The sequence below is a fragment of the Tunturibacter empetritectus genome (assembly GCF_040358985.1).
GTDB classification, from domain to species: domain Bacteria; phylum Acidobacteriota; class Terriglobia; order Terriglobales; family Acidobacteriaceae; genus Edaphobacter; species Edaphobacter empetritectus.
Map to the genome: position 1 here is coordinate 920,256 of NZ_CP132932.1, position 21,466 is coordinate 941,721.

The following is a 21,466-nucleotide window of genomic DNA, read 5'->3' on the forward strand; positions in this document are numbered from 1 at the left end:
TTTGCGAAAAATCTTCAAAACCCTCGTAGCCGTCCTCTCCCTCGCGCTTCTCTTCTTCGGTCTGGATTCGCTCTCCCCGTCACAGACAGCAAGCGCCGCTACCACGCTAACCATCACCACCACCTCGGTCCCAAAAGCGACCCTCGGTGAGGCCTACACCACGACGCTCAAAGCTACCGGGGGCACGTTGCCTTACCACTGGAGAGCTGTGCCCGGCAAGCACGTCCCAGGCTTCACTCTCGGGGAAGGCGGGGGCCAGTTATTTGGCACGCCAACTGCCGGCGGCACGTACCCGCTCTCCTTCACGCTGACAGATTCTTCCTCCCCAGCTCAAACCAAGACTCTCAAAGTAACAGTCGTAGTCGTCGCCCCGGCTCTCTCTATTACAACGACCTCGCTTCCTGCCAGCAAGAAGTCGACCAAGTACTCAGCGGCCTTGACCGCAACCGGAGGGTCCCCGACCTACAAGTGGTCCCTCAGCTCTGGCAAACTCCCCACCGGCTTGACGTTTGCTTCGACAGGAATCCTTAGCGGCACACCCTCCGTCACCGGGACGTACTCCGTAGGCTTTACCGTCACGGATTCCTCGTACCCCGCCCTCACCAAGTCCTCCGCCCTTTCGATCGTTGTAGGAACAACAAGTTCCACTCCGTCGCCGCTCTCTATTACCACCACGGCCCTCCCCGCCGGCACGACGGGGACCAAGTACTCGGCTTCCATGCAAGCAGCTGGAGGCAAACCGTCCTATACCTGGTCCATCAGCTCCGGTAAGCTTCCTGCCGGAGTTGCTCTCGCAACCACAGGCACCCTCTCCGGCACACCAACGGCTACCGGGACATTCCCCATCACCTTCGCGGTCAAGGATTCTTCGAGTCCCAGTCTCACTAAATCCGCATCCATTTCAATGGCCGTCTCAGCAGCCAGTAAGGCTGCGCTCACCATCACATCGGCGACGCTCGCTGCCGGCACCGATGGCTCAGCCTATGCCTCGCAGTTGAAGGCCAGCGGCGGCTCACCTGCCTACACGTGGTCGATAACCTCCGGCAAACTGCCCGCGGGCCTCACCCTCGCAGCAACCACCGGCACGATCTCCGGAACGCCCTCGGTTACCGGAACCTCCACCTTCACAGCCACAGTCAAAGACAGCAGCAACCCGGACCAGACCAAGTCCGCCAGCACCTCCATCGCCATTACAACCGGAGCACCGCAGTCGGGTGGCCCTGGGACGACGTGGTACATCCGGGCGGATGGTGGCACGAACACCCAGTGCACGGGCAAGACGAACGCAGCCTATCCAGGTTCTGGCAGCGGTCAAGCGTGCGCCTTCAATCACCCCTACCAGATGATGAACTCGTCGGGAGCCTGGACCAGCTTTGCAGGGGGCGACACGATCCAGTTTGCCGACTCCAGCTCTGCGGCGCACACGTATTACATGGGCGAGCAGAATGCGGGAATAGGAACCGACTGGCATTCGCAGCTGAACGTTATCTGCCCTCAGCCGAATGCAAACGACAGCCAGGGATTCGAATGCGTCCTGCCTGCTCCTCCCTCCGGCACGGCCGGGCAACACACCCGGATTCTCGGCCAGAATGCCGGCAGCTGCCACGACTCCGCGCACACTCACTTAGTCAATCCCACCGTGCTCAGCGGCATCGACAACGCCTACTGGGTGCTCGATACCCGCGCAACCAACTACGTGGATATCTCCTGCATCGAGATCACCCAGCCCGACACCTGCACCACGGCGGGCGGCGCTGGCTCACCGGGCAACTGCGGTAATAACGTGCCTAACGCGGTGCGCTTCGGCGGCCTCGTCCTCAACTACGGGACCGATCAAGGTCCGTCGAACCTGACCCTTCAAGATGTCGCCGTGGTCGGTGTGGCAGGCAGCGGCATCCTCGGCAGCCATCTCAACAAATCCAGCAGCGATGTATTCTCCGCAACCGACGTCTACGTGATCGGCAACGGACAAGCGGGCTGGAATGGAGACGGCGGAGGCTGCGACGGCTCAGCCGCCAATGACTGCGAATCCGTTGGAACCATGAACCTGTCTCATGTGATCGTCGACTGGAATGGCTGCATGGCCGTCAAGCCGTACGACATGACCAAGCCCGATACCCAGAACAAATTCAACTACTGCTACGGACAGGTAGACGGAGGCTACGGCGACGGCTTCGTTCAGATCGCCGCCGGTGACATGACCTTGAACGTGGACCACAGTTACTTCCGCTGGAATACCCAGGACGGATTCGATTCGCTCCACCTCTCCGACGACGTGACCACCTCGCCTTCGATCCACATCTCGGACTCCTGGTCGGAGGGCAACGGCGGTCAAACCTTCAAACTTGGCGCCGGAGCAGCCTCTTCTGCCATCAACAACGTCTCCATCGGCAACTGCCGCGTGCTCGCCACGGCCTCGAACTTCCCCCTCAACCCCTCGGGCTGGGCTCTCGACAGCGCTGACACCTGCCGCGCCGCCGGCGACCAATGGGCCTTCCAGTTGGACAACGGCACCGTCATCACACTCGAGAACAACACCTCGGTCGGCTACGGCAACACCATGTACGACCTCGAATGTGCTGCTAAGGCTCCCAACTGCGCGGCCAACGGAGCCAAGTTCATCTTCAGAAACAACATCAGCAAGGGCTATCCCGATCCCGGAAACGGTAACAGGCTTGCTTCCGGCATCTACCTCGGCACCGGAAATGTCTTCGCCAACTCCGGATCGGAGATCGACCACAACCTCTGGAACACGATGAATACAGGATGCCCCGACAACTCCGTCACCGCGGGATACGAGAAGATATACACCTGCGGCGATCCCAATCTGGGCGGTGAGTCCAACATCAACGCCATCAACCCCAACCTCAACTCCTCCAGCCCCGCCATCAACTCCGGTATCGCCATCTCAGGAATCACCGTCGACTTCAACGGAGTTACCAGAGCCAACCCGCCAGCCATCGGCGCTATGGAAAAATAAACAAAACCACAACCCCAACCCAGCCGGCCGCGCAACTCTACGCGGCCGGCTTTTTTTGCGCTCTTCCTCTCTCCCATCCCCAAACAACCTCCAATCACGACCGTCTATACTAGGCTCGCAAAACTCATAGAGTCCCTCGGAGACCAGAGCTTATGAACGTTCGCATTTGTCTCAAGACGCTTTGCGTACTGATCGTCGGATGGGCATGCCTGCCGCTTTATGGAACAACCTGGTATGTGCGGCCGGATGGAGGAACTCGATACTCCTCCAACGTCTCTAACGGTCAATGCGATGGCAAAGCCGACGCCGCACCCTCTGGCGGAAAAAATCAACACTGCGCGTTCAAGGATGTTCGTATGCTGTGGCAGGATGGCAGCTACTCCAATGGCACGAAATCTCCAGGCTGGGGATGGGTCATCGCGGGAGGCGATACCGTCATCATCCGTGGTTCGATCGGCACCGGCGTCTCCTACAGGGTCGGGTGGGATCATCCCACATATTCTTGTGATAAGAACCCGTGCTGGGGCCTCACGGGAGACCCCTACGGCTCCGGGGCTCCTCCGCCACCATCGGGCACTGCCGCGCAGCACACTCGGATCCTCGGCGAAAACTATGCTTCATGTCGAAGCGCTTCGGCTAAGACACAGCTTCACGGCGGATGGGCAGCCCTCAACGTGCTTAATCTCTCCGGCACATCGTATGTGGATGTGGCTTGTCTGGACATTACGGACTTCTCCGCCTGCGGCAAAGCTGCGCAGAAGGTCGGGTGCGGTTCAGGCCAGGACTTCGCCCAGGTTGGAATTCGACTCAACAATAAGACGACAAACCTCACGCTTACCGATCTTCATCTTCACGGCCTCGCTGTTTCAGGAATCGCTGGCCCAACCGGAGACGGCGTCGTCATGGACTACATCGATATCCAGGGCAATGCCAGTTCTGGTTGGGACGCCGACGACGGAACCACCGGCAAGGGTAGCCTGCTGGTGCAACACTACGACATCAGCTGGAACGGTTGCGCCGAAGAGTATCCGATCGTGCATCCTCTGCCCTATGGGGACTGCACCGATCAGGACCATGGCGGATACGGCGACGGCTTCGGAACGGCCACAAAAGACAGTGACCCTCCCGGATGGCAAGTACACTTCGATAAGGGAACCACCAGCTATAACACCCAGGACGGTTTGGACGCACTCCACATCGGCGGCGCCGGCTCCAGCATGACCGTTACAGATAGCCTCGCCTTCAGCAACATGGGACAGCAGATTAAAGCAGGTGGCTCGCTGACGACATTGACCGGCAACTACGTCGTCGGAAACTGCGACGCTATGTCCCACCCGATCCCAGGCACGCCGCCGGCGTACAACGCTAACCTCAGCCTCTTCTGCCGCGCCGGCGATACCGCGATCCTCATCAAAACAATCGAAGACCGGCCTGCGATCTTCCAACACAACGTTATCTACTCCAACAACCACGTTGCTTTGGAAGTTGAATATGAGGGAGATCGCCCATCGCCCAGACATGCACTCAAATATGACGACAACATCTTTGTCGGCTTTCACAACTCTGAAGGACACTACCCGTCGCCGATCTACGGCGAAACCGACCTGAAGATGTTGACCAATCCAGGTGCCAGCTTTAACAACAATGTCACCTACCATCCAAAAGGCGATTGGAAATGCCCCGCCACCGAGCTGCATGAGACAGGTGGTAGCTGCAGCAACCCGCACCTGAAAGATGAAACATGGCATCCGTTTGGTTACGGGGATGTTTTACCCATCAAAGCCGTAGACAAGAGTTCGTTACCGCCAGCACCGGAACCTCACGCAGCCTTGCATGCTTCTACCTTGATCGAGTCCCTGGGTGCAGCAGTACTGGTGACCGGCGCATGGCAGGCGTGGCGATACCTGCGTGACCGAGCAACCAAAGTCTAACTAGGGCTGGGACGTCTCATCAGATTTAAGAAGAGTGACCCTGCGGTTCGTGGGGTTATAGGCATGAAGAGTTAGCACATCTGGGTCCCTTCTCCCTCTGCAGATCAGTGTTCTCTGCACCATACCAACACCTGCTTGCGATTAACTGCTCCCTGCTCAAGGCCTTCGCACCCACCTGATCACAAAAGCTTCCTCTTCTTCCCCAGCCATTGAGCCGAGGCTGCAGAAAAGCTGAAGAACGCGCTCTAGATCATTAGCCACCCCATCCTTTCTCAATCCGAACTACAGCTAAACACCGAATTCTCCGACAAACTTATGCGAGCTTGTTTCAACTCGCAGACGTTGAGAGCCCGTATGCCTCTGCGAAACACTCCTACGCTGTCTGCTCTAAATTCGTGATTCTTCGGGGATATAAGTAACCTCTCCGGGAACAAACCTCCTTTCCTGGCAAGAGTGCCCGAAAAAAAGACACTTCGTCGTCGGCTCTTACTCCTTCCCCTACTACTTCCGTGGTATGTCGCCGAGGGAGGTTGTACCTCGATACTTGTCTCGCATTACTTTGGTTTTCGTCTTCGGCCAAATTAGAACCTCTGCTTCACTTGTCTCTTTGTTCCTCTCTCTGCAAAGGCGTTTTTTGCGCCTTAAGCCGAGAGAATTTTGCCTTAATCACACGGAAGTGGCACTCCCGCATCCCCTATCGGGTAGCTGTAGTAACCACTTTCTCACTGTAGTTTTCAGTTGATGCGACGGCTTTGAGCAATTTTTTACAGCGCTAAGCCGCTCCAGTGTCGATAAGTCTTGATGTAACTCGAGGTGCGATTTTGGTGAAACTTTTTAGGGCTACTGCAGCGACCGCAAGCTTCGCGCTCCTTCACTTTTGTCTCGGCTGTGGAGCCGGCTTGGTCCCGGTAAACGTCGCGCCAAGTATCAGCCAGGTCGTCCCCCAAACCATCGCTGCGGGTTCAAAGAACCTGACCATCAAGGTCTCAGGAAGCCATTTCACAAGCGAGAGTGTCATCCTCTGGAATGGCAGCGCACTCTCCACCTCGGTCATCGACTCGAATACCCTCTCAAGCCCACTTGCAAGCAACATCGTCGCAACTCCTTCCACGGTGGAATTGCAGGTACAGAACACTGTTACAAAAGCTTCTTCATCGTCAGTACCCGTGGTCATCACGACACCTGCGACCGGTGCATCCGCTTCGACCCTGACGCTCTCTACGACCTCTATACCCCAGGCCGCCCTCGGCACTCTCTATAGCGTGGCGTTGACCGCAAATGGAGGCACACCCGCATATACCTGGAGTGTCACAGGAGGGCAGTTGCCTTCTGGACTCAGCCTGTCCTCGACCGGAGTTATCTCCGGCGTACCCACCGCAAGCGGAAGTTTTTCATTTGCAATCACGGTCACTGACTCCGGTTCCCCCGCACAAACCGCAGCGATGCAATTTGGCTTGAATATACCCGCTGCTGCAGCCCCACCCGTTAGTCCCACGCCTCTGCAGATCACGCCTTCGCTCCCCGCTGGTGCAGTTGGGTCGATCTATTCAGGTTCGCTACAGGTAAGTGGAGGTACCGCGCCATACACATGGTCCTCGAGCGCGTTACCCACAGGACTTAGCCTCGCAGGCAACGGCGCCATCTCAGGAGATCCAACTTCAAGTGGAAGCACTACTGTAACCTTTACCGTTGCAGATTCAAGCAGCCCAGCTTTGACCGCCTCGGTCACTGCAATACTCGCGGTAACCCCGTCGCCTCTGACAATTACCATCGTCAGTCTGCCGGCCGCCCAGACGAACTCTCCCTATTCCGCGTCACTGCAGGTACACGGAGGGACAGCACCTTACACCTGGTCCACCAGCGCCCTACCCGCTGGACTTACTCTGACAAACAACGGCACCATCTCTGGAACGCCAACCGCCTCCGGCAACTTTCCGATCACAGTCACGGTCACCGACGCCGGTTCACCAACCCTGACCACAAAAGCTTCGTTCACTCTATCGGTCGCCGAGACAGTCCAACCCCTTGTCATTACCTCGACTTCCCTTGCGCCAGCCACCTCCAGCAAACCTTATAGCGCCTCGCTCGATGCATCAGGAGGAACTGCTCCCTACAGCTGGTCCGCCGGCGCTCTTCCTGCTGGACTCACTCTCACCAACAACGGTATCCTCTCGGGAACACCGACTGCTACCGGCGTCTTCACCGTCACTGTCACGGTCACCGACGCAGGTTCACCCTCTCTCAGCGCCAAGACTTCGTTCAGTCTGTCAGTCGCCGCCGCAATCCTGCCCCTTAACGTCACCTCCGTTACCCTTGCAGGCGCCACCTCCAACCAACCATATAGCGCCTCCCTCAACGCCTCTGGGGGAACAGCTCCCTACACCTGGTCCGCGAGCGCGCTTCCTGCTGGACTCATCTTCGCCAGCGACGGCATCCTCTCCGGAACCCCCAACGTTACCGGCAGCTTCCCCGTCACCTTCACTGTCACCGACGCCGGGACACCTGCCCTAACCGCGAAAGCAACGCTCAACATCTCCGTCACAGCGGACATCCAACCCCTCACCATTACCTCCACCTCCGTTGCGAGCGCCACCTCCAATAAACCCTACAGCGCCTCCCTCGACGCCTCTGGAGGAACAGCCCCATACACCTGGTCCTCCACTGCGCTCCCTGCTGGACTCAGTCTTCGAAGCAACGGGATCCTCTCCGGAACCCCGACCGCAACCGGCAGCTTCCCCATCACCTTTACTGTCACCGATGCCGGTTCTCCCGCCCTGACCGCCAAGACTACGCTCAGCATCTCCGTCACCGCGGCCATCCAACCCCTTACAATCTCCTCCACTCCATTTGCAGGCGCGACGGCCAACCAACCCTACAGCGCCTCCCTCAACGCATCTGGAGGAACTGCTCCCTACATCTGGTCCGCCGCCGGGCTGCCCGCTGGACTCTCTCTCGCCAGCAACGGCATCCTCTCCGGAACCCCAACCGCGACTGGTAATTTTCCCATCACGGTAAACGTCACTGACTCCAGCGCGCCTGCCGTGACAGCAAAAGCTACGTTTAGTCTTTCGGTCACCGCGCCAATCCAGCCCCTCACGATCACCTCTACTGCAATCGCGAGCGCAACCTCCAGCCAACCCTACACCGCATCCCTCAACGCCTCCGGAGGAACTGCTCCCTACACCTGGTCCGCGGCCGGCCTCCCTGCCGGGCTCTCTTTCGCCAGCAACGGAATCGTTGCAGGAACTCCCACCGCGACCGGCAGCTTCCCCATCACCTTCACGGTCACCGACGCCGGATCCCCAACCCTCACCACGAAGGCAACCCTGACCCTCTCGGTCGCCGCAGCCATCCAACCGCTCAGCATTACCTCCAGCGCCTTTGCGAGCGCGACGGCCAACCAACCCTACAGTGCCTCACTAAATGCGACTGGAGGAACACCTCCCTACACCTGGTCCGGCGCTGGGCTTCCCGCCGGAGTCTCTCTCGCCACAAACGGCATTCTCTCAGGAACCCCGACGGTCAGCGGCAATTTCCCCATTACACTCGCAGTCACCGACGCTGGCTCGCCCACACTCACCACAAAGGCAACCATCAGCCTCTCCGTCGCCGCAGCCATCGCGCCGCTCTCCATCACCTCCACCACCTTCGCAGGAGCAACCTCCACCCAGCCCTACACCACCACTCTCAGTGCAACCGGCGGAACAGCTCCCTACACCTGGTCCGTTACCGGCCTGCCTGCAGGCCTCACCCTAGGAGGCAACGGTGTCATCGCCGGAACTCCCACGGCCACCGGCAGCTTCCCCATAGCCATCGCCATCACCGACGCTGGCTCGCCCACACTCACCGCAAAGGCAACCATCAGCCTCTCCGTGGTCGCACCCATTGCACCTCTCGCCATCACCACCACCACCTTTGCAGGAGCAACCTCCACCCAGCCCTATAGCGCCACCCTCAGCGCCACCGGCGGAACCGCTCCCTACACCTGGTCCGTCACCGGCTTACCCGCTGGTCTCACCCTCGGCAGCAACGGAGTCATCGCGGGAACCCCCACCGCCACTGGCAACTTCTCCATCTCCGTCACCGTCACCGATAGCCAAAGCCCAGCCAAGACCGCATCCGCCACCATCCCGCTCTCGGTCACCGCAGCCATCGCCCCTCTCGCCATCACCACAACCACCTTCGCAGGAGCGACCTCCACCCAGCCGTACACCACCACTCTCAGCGCAACCGGCGGAACCGCTCCCTATACCTGGTCCGTCACCGGCCTACCCGCTGGTCTCACTCTCGGAAGCAACGGCGTCATCGCCGGAACCCCCACCGCCACTGGCAGCTTCCCCATCTCCGTCACCGTCACCGACAGCCAGAGCCCAGCCAAGACCGCATCCGCCACCATCCCGCTCGCGGTCACCGCAGCCATCGCCCCACTCTCGATCACCTCCACCACCTTCGCAGGAGCAACCTCCACCCAGCCCTACACCACCACTCTCAGCGCAACCGGCGGAACCGCTCCCTACACCTGGTCGGTCACCGGCCTACCCGCTGGTCTGGCACTCGGCAGCAACGGAGTCATCGCCGGAACCCCCACCGCCACCGGCACCTTCTCCATCTCCATCACCGTCACCGACAGCCAGAGCCCAGCCAAGACCGCATCCGCCACCATCTCACTCTCGGTCACCGCAGCCATAGCACCTCTCGCCATCACCTCAACCACCTTCACAGGAGCAACCTCCAACCAGCCATACACCACCACTCTCAGTGCAACCGGCGGAACCGCTCCCTACACCTGGTCCGTCACCGGCCTACCCGCTGGTCTGGCACTCGGCAACAACGGAGTCATCGCGGGAACCCCCACCGCCACTGGCAGCTTCTCCATCTCCGTCACCGTCACCGACAGCCAGAGCCCAGCCAAGACCGCATCCGCCACCATCTCACTCGCGGTCACCGCAGCCATCGCCCCTCTCACCATCACCACAACCACCTTCGCAGGAGCGACCTCCACCCAGCCGTACACCACCACTCTCAGCGCAACCGGCGGAACCGCTCCCTATACCTGGTCCGTCACCGGCCTACCCGCTGGTCTCACTCTCGGAAGCAACGGCGTCATCGCCGGAACCCCCACCGCCACTGGCAGCTTCCCCATCTCCGTCATCGTCACCGACAGCCAGAGCCCAGCCAAGACCGCATCCGCCACCATCCCGCTCGCGGTCACCGCAGCCATCGCCCCTCTCGCCATCACCACAACCACCTTCGCAGGAGCAACCTCCACCCAGCCCTACACCACCACTCTCAGTGCTACCGGCGGAACCGCTCCCTATACCTGGTCCGTCACCGGCCTACCCGCTGGTCTCACACTCGGCAGCAACGGCGTCATCGCCGGAACCCCCACCGCCACTGGCAACTTCTCCATCTCCGTTACCGTTACCGACAGCCAAAGTCCAGCAAAGACCGCGTCCGCCACCATCTCACTCGCGGTCACCGCCGCCATCGCCCCACTCTCGATCACCTCCACCACCTTTGCAGGAGCAACCTCCACCCAGCCCTACACCACCACTCTCAGTGCTACCGGCGGAACCGCTCCCTATACCTGGTCCGTCACCGGCCTACCCGCTGGTCTCACACTCGGCAGCAACGGCGTCATCGCCGGAACCCCCACCGCCACTGGCAACTTCTCCATCTCCGTCACCGTCACCGACAGCCAGAGCCCAGCAAAGACCGCATCCGCCACCATCTCACTCGCGGTCACCGCCGCCATCGCCCCACTCTCGATCACCTCCACCACCTTCGCAGGAGCAACCTCCACCCAGCCCTACACCACCACTCTCAGCGCAACCGGCGGAACCGCTCCCTACACCTGGTCGGTCACCGGCCTACCCGCTGGTCTGGCACTCGGCAGCAACGGAGTCATCGCCGGAACCCCGACCGCCACCGGCAACTTCTCCATCTCCGTCACCGTCACCGACAGCCAGAGCCCAGCCAAGACCGCATCCGCCACCATCTCACTCGCGGTCACTGCAACTCCACTTACAATTACCACCTCAACTCTGCCTTCAGGCACCGAAAGCACAGCCTATTCGAGCACTTTACAGGCGAGCGGAGGCACCCCTGCCTACACGTGGTCGATCAGCACTGGCAGCCTGCCCGCTGGACTCACCCTGGCCGCAACCACCGGCGTGATCTCCGGTACTCCCTCGGTGACCGGCACCTCCAGTTTCACTGCAACCGTAAGCGACAACGGCACTCCCGTCCAGACCAAGTCGGTCACCGTCTCGATCACGTTGAGCGCAGCGCAGCCACCTCCTGGTCCGGGGACCACCTGGTACATCCGCCCGGATGGTGGCACGAACACGCAGTGCACCGGCAAGACCAACGCAGCCTATCCAGGTTCTGGCAGCGGTCAGGCGTGCGCCTTCAATCACCCGTACCAGATGATGAACTCGTCGGGAGCCTGGACCAGCTTTGCTGGCGGCGACACGATCCAGTTTGTGAACACCAGTGGCACGTCCGACACCTATTACATGGGCGAGCAGAATGCGGGAATAGGAACCGACTGGCATTCGCAACTGAGCGTAATCTGCCCTCAGCCGAATGCAAACCAGAGTCAGGGATTCGAATGCGTCCTGCCTGTTCCCCCTCGGGCACAGCCGGGCAACACACCCGGATTCTCGGTCAGAACGCAGGCAACTGCCACGACTCCGCACACACTCACTTAGTCAATCCCACCGTGTTGAGCGGTATTGATAATGCCTACTGGGTGCTGGACGTACAGGGCAGTAATTATGTTGATGTCTCCTGTATTGAAGTGACCCAGCCTGACACCTGCACCACGGCAGGGGGCACCGGCGCACCGGGCAATTGCGGTAATAATGTGCCTAACGCAGTGCGCTTCGGCGGTCTTGTCCTGCAGTACCTAACCGCGCAGGGACCGTCCAACTTCACACTCACCGACTTTGCTGTAGTTGGGGTCTCTGGCAGCGGCATCCTTGGCAGCCATCTCAACAAATCCAGCAGCGATGTCTTTACCGCGAGCGACGTATACGTGATCGGCAACGGACAAGCGGGTTGGAATGGAGATGGTGGAGCTTGCGATGGCTCAGCCGCCAATGACTGCGAATCCGTCGGGACCATGGACCTGTCTCATGTGATCGTCGACTGGAATGGCTGCATGGCCGTCAAGCCGTACGACATGACCAAGCCCGATACCCAGAACAAATTCAACTACTGCTACGGACAGGTAGACGGAGGCTACGGCGACGGCTTTGTGCAGGTGGCGGCTGGCAACATGACCTTGAACGTGGACCACAGCTTCTTCCGCTGGAATACCCAGGACGGATTCGATTCGCTCCACCTCTCCGACGACGTGACCACCTCGCCGGCGATCCACATCTCGGACTCCTGGTCGGAGGGCAACGGCGGTCAAACCTTCAAGCTCGGTGCCGGAGCTGCGTCTTCTGCCATCAACAACGTCTCCATCAGCAACTGCCGAGTGCTCGCCACGGCCTCGAACTTCCCCCTCAACCCGTCGGGCTGGGCTCTCGACAGCGCTGACACCTGCCGCGCCGCCGGCAACGAATGGGCGTTCCAAATGAATGGTGGAACTGTTATCACGCTGGAGAATAACACCTCGGTTGGCTACGGTACCACCATGTTCGACCTCGAATGTGCCGTTCAGGCTCCCAACTGCGTGGCCGACGGAGCCAGGTTCATCTTCAGAAACAACATCAACAAGGGCTATCCCGATGCCGGAAACGGTAACAGGCTCGCTTCCGGCATCTACCTCGGCGCCGGAAATGTCTTCGCCAACTCCGGATCGGCGATCGACCACAATCTCTGGAGCACGATGAACACGGGCTGCCCGGACAACTCCGTCACCGCGGGATACGAGAAGATCTACACCTGTGGGGACCCTGCTTTTGCGAGTGAGACAGACGTCAACCACTTCGACCCCCACCTCACCTCCTCCAGCGCGGCCATCAACTCTGGAATCGCAATCTCAGGAATCACCACCGACTACAACGGAGCCACCAGAGCAAACCCACCAGCCATCGGAGCCATGGAACCATAAACAAAACCATAAACACACAGCCGGCCGCGCAATCACACGCGGCCGGCTCTTTTGCGCTCTATAAACCCACCGATAGCGAGCTATCCGAAGGGGGCCACTCAGGAAAGCGGAACCACTGCATTGCCGAGCAAGACCTTACTAGCAACGAACGATCTTGTCCGACTTGATCCCCTTCGTTGCATTCCGCGAATCCACCACCAGCTTCGACTTGTTCACAATGTCCTTGTAGTCGTAGTCCGTATGGTCAGTCATGATCAGAACGCAGTCGTACTGCCCCAGATCATCGAGCGGCGTGCAGGTCATATTCAGGTTGTAGTGCCGCCCTCTGCCCACGGTCGGGAAGTAGGGATCGTTGTACTGCACCTCGGCGCCCTGCTCCCGCAGCAACTCGATCACGGTCAGCGACGGCGACTCGCGCAGGTCATCAATGTCCTTCTTGTAAGCCATCCCCAACATCAGGATGCGCGCCCCGTTCACAGCCTTCTTATTCTGGTTCAGCCCCTTCGCAACATACTGCACCACATGCGCAGGCATAGCCTCATTTACCTCGCCAGCCAGCTCAATGAAGCGCGTATTGAAGTCATACTCCTTCGCCTTCCAACTCAGATAAAACGGATCGATCGGAATGCAGTGTCCCCCCAGGCCCGGCCCGGGATAAAACGGATGAAACCCGAATGGCTTCGTCGCCGCAGCGTCGATCACCTCCCAGATATCCATCCCCATCTTCAGCGCCAGCACCTTCAGCTCATTGACCAGAGCAATATTCACGCAGCGATAAATGTTCTCGAGCAGCTTCGTCATCTCAGCCGCGCGCGTCGAAGACACCCTCACCGACCGCGTAAAGATACCCTCGTACATCACCGCCGCCAGCTCGGTCGCAATCTCCTCATGGCCGCCCACCACCTTCGGAATATTGTGCCGCGCCACGGTCGTATTGCCCGGATCTTCACGCTCCGGCGAGAACGCCACATAGAAAACACCTTGTTCGGCCACCGTACCCTTGCTCTGCACCTTCAGCCCATTGCGGTTCTCCGCCTCGAGGATCGGGATCATCAGATCCTCCGTCGTCCCCGGATACGTCGTGCTCTCCAGCACCACCAGCTGCCCCTCCTGCAACCACGGAGCCGCGGCCTTCGCCGTATTCTCCACGTAGCTCAGGTCCGGCTCGCGATGTTCGGTCAGCGGCGTCGGCACGCACATAATGATGGCGTCCATCTCCGAGAGCCCGGCAAAGTCCGCAGTAGCCTGGAAGCCCTGCTTCCGCGCGCTCTGGATCTCCTCCGCGGGAATTCGAAAGATATACGACCGGCCCGCTTCTAGATCTGTAACTTTTTTAGTATCAATATCAAATCCCGTCACCTTGAAACCCGCCTCCGACAACAGCAGAGACAGTGGCAACCCGACATATCCGAGCCCGATCACCCCGATCTTCGCGGTACGGTTCTCCAGACGCGTCATGCGCTCCTGCGCAATCTTCGGCAAAATAACTTGGCTTTGTGTCAACATAGTCTCGATTATCGCATCCACCTTCCGCACTTCATCATTTTGAAACTCAATCAAAACATCCCATTTCCAGTAAATTATTCGCCTTCTCAACCACGCTTCACACTTCGCATGCAAACCGCATGGAACAATGCTGGACAATATTCCCCGAATAGCCAGAATCCGTCTGATTATTTTTTACTTTATCCTGACGTCTATCGATCAGCCCTCTTCGGTCGTCCGCGTCGCACGAAAGTCGCATTGACTTGCCTCTTTCCGCTCCTCAAACTTAAATCAAACTGCTCCTCTGTCGGCAACACTAGCTTTCGTCCCACAAACCCTGATAATAAGGGTGGCATCACGTCACGAACATCTTTGCAACGCCCCAGCACAGTACGTCTGGGTGGAGGAATGATGGCCCGTTATCTCATCACCGGAATCGCAGGCTTCATCGGCTCATCCCTGGCCCACGCTCTCGTCGAACAGGGACACGACGTACGCGGCATCGACAACCTCTCCACCGGCGACCTCAACAACCTCGCCGGCATCCGCCACTCCATCGACTTTCGGCAGATGGATCTTCAGGATGCCGCCGGCATGAAGTCCGCCTGTGAAGGCATCGACTACATCCTCCACCAGGGAGCCCTCGCCTCGGTCCCGCGTTCCGTCAAAGATCCCCTCGCCTCACATGAATCCAACATCAACGGCACGCTGAACCTCCTCATCGCAGCGCGCGACGCCAAGGTTCGCCGCATCGTTTACGCGGCCTCTTCCTCAGCCTATGGCGACCAGCCCACCCAGCCCAAGCAGGAGGACATGCTACCCCGGCCGCTCTCGCCCTACGCCGTCCAGAAGCTCACCTGCGAGTACTACATCCAGTCCTTCTACCGAGCCTACGGCCTCGAAGGAGTCTGCCTCCGTTACTTCAACATCTTCGGCCCCCGCCAGGCTGCCGACTCGCCCTACTCCGGCGTCATCGCCCAGTTCACCTTCAAGATGATGGAGGGCATCACCCCCACCATCTTCGGCGACGGCCTCACCAGCCGCGACTTCAACTACGTCGACAACGCCGTCAGTGCCAACCTCCTCGCCTGCCTCGCGCCCAGCGAAGTAGCCACAGGCCGCGTCTTCAACATCGGCACCGGCAAAAGCCACACCCTCAACGAGGTCTACTCCACCATCGCCGAACATCTCGGCTTCACCGCCCAGCCAATCTACGGCCCCCCAAGAGCAGGCGACATCCAGCACTCACTGGCCGACATCACCCGCGCCACCACCGAGCTGGGCTACCAACCCAAAGCCCACTTCCACGAAGGCCTCAAGAAGACCGTCGCCTGGTACCTCGAAGAAAAGCAGAAAAAGGAAGTTACAGCGCTCAAAGCCTGACCTGCGCCTGACTGCAAGAGATCAACTCAACCCCAGACGAAGGGGCCGCCATCAACCAGGCGGCCCCTCACGATGACGTTCATCTCACCAGTGGCTGCTCCCGCAACCTCCGATCTGGATCAACTCAAACTACGCGCGCATTCGACGAAACAATGCACCCGCAGAACCGATCAGGCCCGTTCCCAGAAGCAGCAGCGAACTCGGCTCCGGAACCGTGGAGACCTCACCCGCAAAGTCAACGCCGTACTCCGCACCGCCAGCCTGGAGCACTTGAAACGTCAGTTTATTGACGCCGCTGACGAAGTCATTCGAATTAAGCTGGACCAGCGTAGGATCGCCAATGCAGGTGGGAACGCCGTTCGAGCAATGCGGATACGAGTCTCCCGTCGGCGTGTTCTCCAGGTTCCCGTTCAGAAATACCGCGACCGTATCGTCCGCATAGATATTCAGATAGCCGCTTGCGTCGGTAGGGTTCTTATCTTCAAGGGTGAACGTACTGGTGAAGAAGTAGTTGCCATTTGGTGTAGTGAAAAACGAACTCGACTGTGGTCCCGTCGAACCAAAGGAGACCCAGCTCGACTTCGGCAGGGCAGCGCTCCACACCGACCCATCGGAGGCAAGATCCACCGTAGGGGTGCCTGGCAACTGACCAGACCCGAATCCGTCGTTGAACGAAAAGCCGGGATAGTTGGATTCTCCCAAAACCGAATTGACATTGCCAAAGTTACCGCCAGCCGTCACGCCGTCAACGCCATACACGCCATAACTTCCAATTTGAAGATTGTCGGCAGAGGCGAACGTAGTTGCAACTACGAACACCGCGCCTAAGGCAGAGAGTTTCGAAAACAGTTTCATGAAAGGGCCTCCTGAAATTCCGCTTGAAGCGGTTCGATCCTGAACCATGGCTTGCCACGGTCTCGTACATGTGCGCCTGTCACTACCCTCAATTTGGCTAACCGAACCGCAGCGGGTCTTGAAGGCAATCATGCAAATCTTGAAGCAGCTTGTTCCCCAAACAAAAACCATTTTGAATGAGACAGTTAGAGATTCACTAGGAAGACAAAGTGCAATAAAATGCACCCATTTAATGCAAATAAGACAAACTTTGCCACTTGACTGCTAAAAATTGCGCGTCGCCGTAGATGATCAGGACTTTCTTACCGATCCTCTGAAAATGGACGCCCGCTCCAGTCGATCCGGGCGGGCGTCCCCTCTAAATCGCATCTCAGTAGAGAGAACCGCTGCAACGTCCTAAATCAGGCAAATTCCATTCGCAAAGTTTTAAAACCAAAGCGCACTTTCAAACCAATGAGGTAAAAGAAAAGAATGCATCTCACGTCTCCGGCAGCCCGAACCGCACCACTCTCGGCCAGAATCACCCGGCGCCTCTCGCTCTCCGGATCCCTCCTGCTACTCCTTCTGGCAACACCCGTCCTCGCCTTCAGCGCACCCCTTACCGGCACCCCGCTCAATGACGGCTACTACGCCCTCTACAACCTCGACTTCAACGTCGCCCACGGACACTTCGGTCAATGGATGAGCGCTCATCCCGACGACTGCCTCGGCCCTGCCTCCGACGCGGCCGGCTACATCTTCGACGAGTTCAACCGCCTTGGCGTCCTAGACATCGAGCTCTTCGCCGACGACAACCGTTTCACCTCGCGCACCCGCCCCGCCATCGACCCGGCGATAAAGCAAGGCTTCGAGGATCGCATTAATCAGTCCAACCACCTCGCCGATGTCTCCCTCCAGCGCAACCCCGGCGACTCGAACGCGCTCTACTGCAAAGCCGTCACCTCAGGCATGCAGGCCGACTGGGCCTCCTTGATCGACCGTCACGAGTATGGCGCCTTCAAATACAGCGAACTAGCTAGCAAGTATGCCAAGCAGGCTCTCGCTGCCAACCCCACCCTCTACGACGCCAACCTGGCCGTAGGCATCGAAAACTACATGCTTAGCCTTAAAGCCGCTCCCATCCGCTGGTTCCTCGGCATGGCCGGAGCAGGCACCAACAAGGCCGAAGGCGTCCGCCTCCTCAAACTTACCGCCGAACGAGGTCACTATCTCGCTCCCTTCGCCCGCCTCATGCTCGCCGTCGGAGAGCTTCGCGATGGCCGCACCCAATCCGGCAAACAGATCCTGATCGGCCTCTCCCAGGAGTTCCCAAAAAACACCCTCTACCAGCGCCAGATCGGCCGCCTTCATTAGCCTCCCGCCGAAATTCAACACTGAACCTCACTCAGCGTGTACCTTTAACCCATCGCTCCATCCACGCCTCCAGAGACGATCGCAGGCTGCATTATTGACTTCCACGCATCATGAACGAAACGCAGCTCAATTTACGTCACCACAAAGGGTTCTCATAAGCATGCGCATTGCATCTGTCGGCACGGCCTATCCACCTCACCGCTACTCCCAGGCACAAATCTCAGAAGCACTTACCGCGCGCTGGCAGGACCGCATGGAAGAGCCCCGGCTCATCAACCGGCTCTTCGTCAACTGCGGGGTGGACTTTCGCAACCTGGTCTTCCCCCTCGACGTCTACAAGAACCTCTCGGGCTTCGGCCCCACCAACGACGCCTGGATCGTCGCCGCTGTCGAACTCGGCGAAAAAGCCATCGACACCGCGCTCGCCCGCGTAGGACTCACCCCAGCCGACATCTCCGCCATCTTCTTTGCTTCGGTCACCGGCATCGCCAGTCCCACCATCGACGCGCGCCTCATCAACCGCATGCCCTTCCCGACCAGCATCAAGCGCACGCCCATCTTCGGCCTCGGCTGCGTCGCCGGTGCCGCCGGCATCTCCCGCGCCTCCGACTACGTCCGCGCCTTCCCCAACCAGTACGCCCTCCTCCTCTCGGTCGAGCTCTGCTCTCTTACCTGGCAGGACAACGACCAGTCCATCGCCAACCTCATCTCCTGCGGCCTCTTTGGCGACGGAGCCGCCGCCGTCATCATCGCAGGCAGCGAAACCGCACTCGCCAAGCGCACCTGCCCCACCTGCATCTCCGGCCCCAAGATCCTCGACACCCGCTCAACCTTCTACCGGCACACCGAACACATCATGGGCTGGGACATCGGCGACATGGGCTTCAAGATCGTCCTCTCCCCCGACGTCCCCAAGGTCGTCAACGAGCATCTCCGCGGCAACGTTGAATCCTTTCTCACCGACAACGGTCTAACCCTCGATGACATCTCGAGCTACATCTTCCACTCCGGCGGCCCCAAAGTTCTTGAAGCCATGGAGACCACCCTCAACCTCCCCGACAACGCCCTCGAGCCCTCGTGGCGTAGTCTCCGCGAGGTCGGCAACCTCTCCGCAGCCTCGGTCCTTGCCGTACTCGAAGATGTACTCGTCAACGCGCCCGGCAAGCCCGGCACCTACAGCATCCTCGCTGCCATGGGGCCAGCCTTCTGTTCCGAGCTCGTTCTCCTGCAGTGGTAGCAGCAGTCTCTGCAGCGCGCTAGACAAACCTGAAAGCAGTCCCCGATGAACCTCCGCAACGGTCGATCCGCCGCGGAGGTTCTCATCGTTGGCGCAGGCCCAGCCGGCCTTGCTGCCGCCATCGCCTGTGCCACCAGCGGCCTCCAGGTCGAAGTCCTCGACGCCCGGCAGCCGCCCATCGACAAAGCCTGCGGCGAAGGCCTCCTGCCAAATGCTTTCGATGCCCTCGAAGTCCTCGGCTTCCACCTCAATCGCAATCTGTGCAACATCGAGAACCAACTCCTGCGCGGCATCCGCTTTCTCAACGAGCATCCCAGTAACGACCATCCCAATCACGAGCACCCCAACCGCACACCCACCACCGCCGAAGCCACCTTCCCCGCCAATCCCGGCCGAGGCATCCGCCGTACCGTCCTCCACCAGCTTCTGCTCGATCGCGCCCTCTCGCTCGGCGTCCGTTTTCACTGGGACAACTCCGTCCAAAGCATCGAGCCCGCCTCCATCGGCCACCTCGTCCACACCAACCGTCAAACCCTTCGCACCCGCTACCTCATCGGCGCCGACGGCCATCACTCCCGCATCGCCGCCTGGGCCGGCCTCACCGCCGCCACCGTTCACTCCCGCCGCATCGGCCTCCGACAGCATTACGCCATCGCCCCCTGGACCAACTTCGTCGAGGTCTACTGGAGCAACCACGGCCAAGCCTACGTCACCCCAACCTCCTCCACCGAGGTCTGCGTCGCCTTCATCTCCAATAAAAAAATCCCCAGCCCCCATCTGGCCCTCGCCCACTATCCCACCCTGCAACGCCACCTTGCAGCAGCCACTCCAAGCAGCGCACCGCGCGGCTCCATCACCCTGGGCCGCTCCCTCCGCCGAGTCACCGCAAACAACATTGCACTCCTAGGCGACGCCTCAGGCTCCGTCGATGCCATCACCGGCGAAGGCCTCGCCCTCTGCTTCCGTCAGGCCCTCGCGCTCGCCCATGCCCTCAACGCAGACGACCTCGCCTCCTACCAGCACGCCCACAGCCGCATCCAGCTTGCTCCCAGCCTCATGTCCCGCAGCCTGCTTCAGATGGATCGCTCCCCTCGCCTCCGTACCCGGGTCCTCAACACCTTCGAACGCTATCCCATCCTCTTCCAGCGTCTCCTCGAGGTCCACATCGACCACCGCGCCTGCATCTTCCCAGGTATTGACGAACTACTGGCAACCGGATTACACCTGCTGACAAGCTAAACTAGACCTGGGCGGCAGCCCCAATGAACTTTACAGCGGCACTCGCCTCACTGTAAGTTCAGGCTATCCCCGAGGACTCCGGAGCTCCATGACTGATATCGCCACACGCTGCATTGACATCATCGCAAAATCCAAGAGCATCCCCGCGGACTCCATCTCCCTCACCAACACCTTCGACGAGCTCAACATCGACTCCCTCGATAAGATCAACATCTCCTTCGAGGTCGAAGAGGCCTTCAACATCGAGATCCCCGACGAAGCCCTCAGCACCCTCCGCACCGTAGGTGACATGGTCGAAGGCGTCGCCAAGCTCACCACCGCCCCCGCCCACATCACCACCCACTGACCCTCCGCCCTCGACGGACAACCTCGACGCTTCGGTCGCTTCCCTGACAAATCAGCCGGACAGCTAAGTCATCCGACGACCATATACTCGAATCCCCTATACCTCGGGTGCCCCATCCTTTCGCAGTCTCATCGCGATAGGGTGGGGTATTCGTGCGAAAGCACGAACCGCTCTCCTTCCCCAATCTACAAGCCACCCTCCGGCACCAGGATCACCGTTTCGATCTCCATCACCGGATGAATCGACCGGCTGCTGCTATCAAAAAGATTGGGTTCATCGGCCACCGCGAACGCATACTGCGGGGAACTCCAGGCTTCAACCTGAGCCTCTTTGGAATCGAACCATAGTTCCGCGATCCCGTCGATCGGTTCATCCTCTTCCGGGTTGATCTCGGAGTCCACATGAAACTGTACATACTTCCGGACGCCGGGTATCGCAGCGATCAGCGGACCATGTACATCTCGCCAATAAGCTCGAAAGGCCCCCTTCGACATTCCCGATCGCCGTCTGAGTATCACAAAACGCTTGATCATAATTAGCGCGAACCACCGCCCATCCTGCACAGGCCAAACTTAGACTACCGCAACCGCCC

At 59.6% G+C, this 21,466-nt stretch carries 12 protein-coding genes; 9 read left to right on the plus strand and 3 right to left on the minus strand.

Features of this window, described 5'->3' with window-relative positions; all coding sequences use genetic code 11:
• The first annotated feature begins 1 nt into the window (after window position 1).
• The 4 genes from RBB75_RS03825 to RBB75_RS03840 all read left to right on the plus strand — a co-directional run bounded on the left by RBB75_RS03825 (window position 2) and on the right by RBB75_RS03840 (window position 12,976).
• Complete coding sequence (locus RBB75_RS03825; RefSeq protein WP_179639402.1) at window positions 2–2,980, plus strand: putative Ig domain-containing protein; 2,979 nt, start codon at window positions 2–4, stop codon at window positions 2,978–2,980.
• Between the two features lie 152 nt (window positions 2,981–3,132).
• The gene (locus RBB75_RS03830) at window positions 3,133–4,911 is read left to right on the plus strand and encodes a hypothetical protein (RefSeq protein ID WP_353069584.1); all 1,779 of its coding nucleotides are present in this window, start codon (window positions 3,133–3,135) and stop codon (window positions 4,909–4,911) included.
• A gap of 899 nt (window positions 4,912–5,810) precedes the next feature.
• Complete coding sequence (locus RBB75_RS03835) at window positions 5,811–11,624, plus strand: beta strand repeat-containing protein (RefSeq protein ID WP_353069585.1); 5,814 nt, start codon at window positions 5,811–5,813, stop codon at window positions 11,622–11,624.
• On the plus strand, window positions 11,525–12,976 hold the full coding sequence (locus RBB75_RS03840) for a hypothetical protein (RefSeq protein ID WP_353069587.1): 1,452 nt from the start codon (window positions 11,525–11,527) through the stop codon (window positions 12,974–12,976). The genes RBB75_RS03835 and RBB75_RS03840 overlap by 100 nt, the downstream gene beginning before the upstream one ends.
• A gap of 138 nt (window positions 12,977–13,114) precedes the next feature.
• On the opposite strand, the gene RBB75_RS03845 is transcribed toward RBB75_RS03840, so the two are convergent.
• Window positions 13,115–14,482: a nucleotide sugar dehydrogenase gene (locus RBB75_RS03845; RefSeq protein ID WP_353069588.1), complete on the minus strand. Its 1,368-nt coding sequence runs from the start codon at window positions 14,480–14,482 to the stop codon at window positions 13,115–13,117.
• Between the two features lie 390 nt (window positions 14,483–14,872).
• Between RBB75_RS03845 and RBB75_RS03850 the strand changes: the two genes are divergently transcribed.
• The gene (locus tag RBB75_RS03850; protein WP_353070354.1) at window positions 14,873–15,844 is read left to right on the plus strand and encodes an SDR family oxidoreductase; all 972 of its coding nucleotides are present in this window, start codon (window positions 14,873–14,875) and stop codon (window positions 15,842–15,844) included.
• 129 nt (window positions 15,845–15,973) lie between these two features.
• Here RBB75_RS03850 and RBB75_RS03855 read toward each other — a convergent pair whose 3' ends face one another.
• Complete coding sequence (locus RBB75_RS03855; RefSeq protein ID WP_353069589.1) at window positions 15,974–16,699, minus strand: PEP-CTERM sorting domain-containing protein; 726 nt, start codon at window positions 16,697–16,699, stop codon at window positions 15,974–15,976.
• 471 nt (window positions 16,700–17,170) lie between these two features.
• Here RBB75_RS03855 and RBB75_RS03860 point away from each other — a divergent pair, with 471 nt between their 5' ends.
• The 4 genes from RBB75_RS03860 (at window position 17,171) to RBB75_RS03875 (ending at window position 20,874) form a co-directional block, all read left to right on the plus strand.
• On the plus strand, window positions 17,171–18,052 hold the full coding sequence (locus RBB75_RS03860) for a hypothetical protein (RefSeq protein WP_179639407.1): 882 nt from the start codon (window positions 17,171–17,173) through the stop codon (window positions 18,050–18,052).
• Between the two features lie 160 nt (window positions 18,053–18,212).
• Window positions 18,213–19,289 carry a type III polyketide synthase gene (locus RBB75_RS03865; RefSeq protein WP_353069590.1) on the plus strand — a complete coding sequence of 359 codons (1,077 nt, stop codon included), beginning with the start codon at window positions 18,213–18,215 and terminating at the stop codon, window positions 19,287–19,289.
• 45 nt (window positions 19,290–19,334) lie between these two features.
• Window positions 19,335–20,528 carry an NAD(P)/FAD-dependent oxidoreductase gene (locus RBB75_RS03870; protein ID WP_353069592.1) on the plus strand — a complete coding sequence of 398 codons (1,194 nt, stop codon included), beginning with the start codon at window positions 19,335–19,337 and terminating at the stop codon, window positions 20,526–20,528.
• Between the two features lie 88 nt (window positions 20,529–20,616).
• Window positions 20,617–20,874 carry an acyl carrier protein gene (locus RBB75_RS03875; protein WP_179639410.1) on the plus strand — a complete coding sequence of 86 codons (258 nt, stop codon included), beginning with the start codon at window positions 20,617–20,619 and terminating at the stop codon, window positions 20,872–20,874.
• Between the two features lie 185 nt (window positions 20,875–21,059).
• On the opposite strand, the gene RBB75_RS03880 is transcribed toward RBB75_RS03875, so the two are convergent.
• Window positions 21,060–21,407: an EthD family reductase gene (locus tag RBB75_RS03880; RefSeq protein WP_353069593.1), complete on the minus strand. Its 348-nt coding sequence runs from the start codon at window positions 21,405–21,407 to the stop codon at window positions 21,060–21,062.
• Window positions 21,408–21,466: the final 59 nt, after the last annotated feature.

What these genes read in the sequence shown, in the direction of transcription:
- RBB75_RS03870 (WP_353069592.1), top strand. Translation starts at nt 19,335, where the DNA reads ATGAACCTCCGCAACGGTCGATCCGCCGCGGAGGTTCTCATCGTTGGC.
- RBB75_RS03855 (WP_353069589.1), bottom strand. Translation starts at nt 16,699, where the DNA reads ATGAAACTGTTTTCGAAACTCTCTGCCTTAGGCGCGGTGTTCGTAGTT.
- RBB75_RS03865 (WP_353069590.1), top strand. Translation starts at nt 18,213, where the DNA reads ATGCGCATTGCATCTGTCGGCACGGCCTATCCACCTCACCGCTACTCC.
- RBB75_RS03845 (WP_353069588.1), bottom strand. Translation starts at nt 14,482, where the DNA reads ATGTTGACACAAAGCCAAGTTATTTTGCCGAAGATTGCGCAGGAGCGC.
- RBB75_RS03875 (WP_179639410.1), top strand. Translation starts at nt 20,617, where the DNA reads ATGACTGATATCGCCACACGCTGCATTGACATCATCGCAAAATCCAAG.
- RBB75_RS03860 (WP_179639407.1), top strand. Translation starts at nt 17,171, where the DNA reads ATGCATCTCACGTCTCCGGCAGCCCGAACCGCACCACTCTCGGCCAGA.
- RBB75_RS03840 (WP_353069587.1), top strand. Translation starts at nt 11,525, where the DNA reads ATGCGTCCTGCCTGTTCCCCCTCGGGCACAGCCGGGCAACACACCCGG.
- RBB75_RS03830 (WP_353069584.1), top strand. Translation starts at nt 3,133, where the DNA reads ATGAACGTTCGCATTTGTCTCAAGACGCTTTGCGTACTGATCGTCGGA.
- RBB75_RS03880 (WP_353069593.1), bottom strand. Translation starts at nt 21,407, where the DNA reads ATGATCAAGCGTTTTGTGATACTCAGACGGCGATCGGGAATGTCGAAG.
- RBB75_RS03850 (WP_353070354.1), top strand. Translation starts at nt 14,873, where the DNA reads ATGGCCCGTTATCTCATCACCGGAATCGCAGGCTTCATCGGCTCATCC.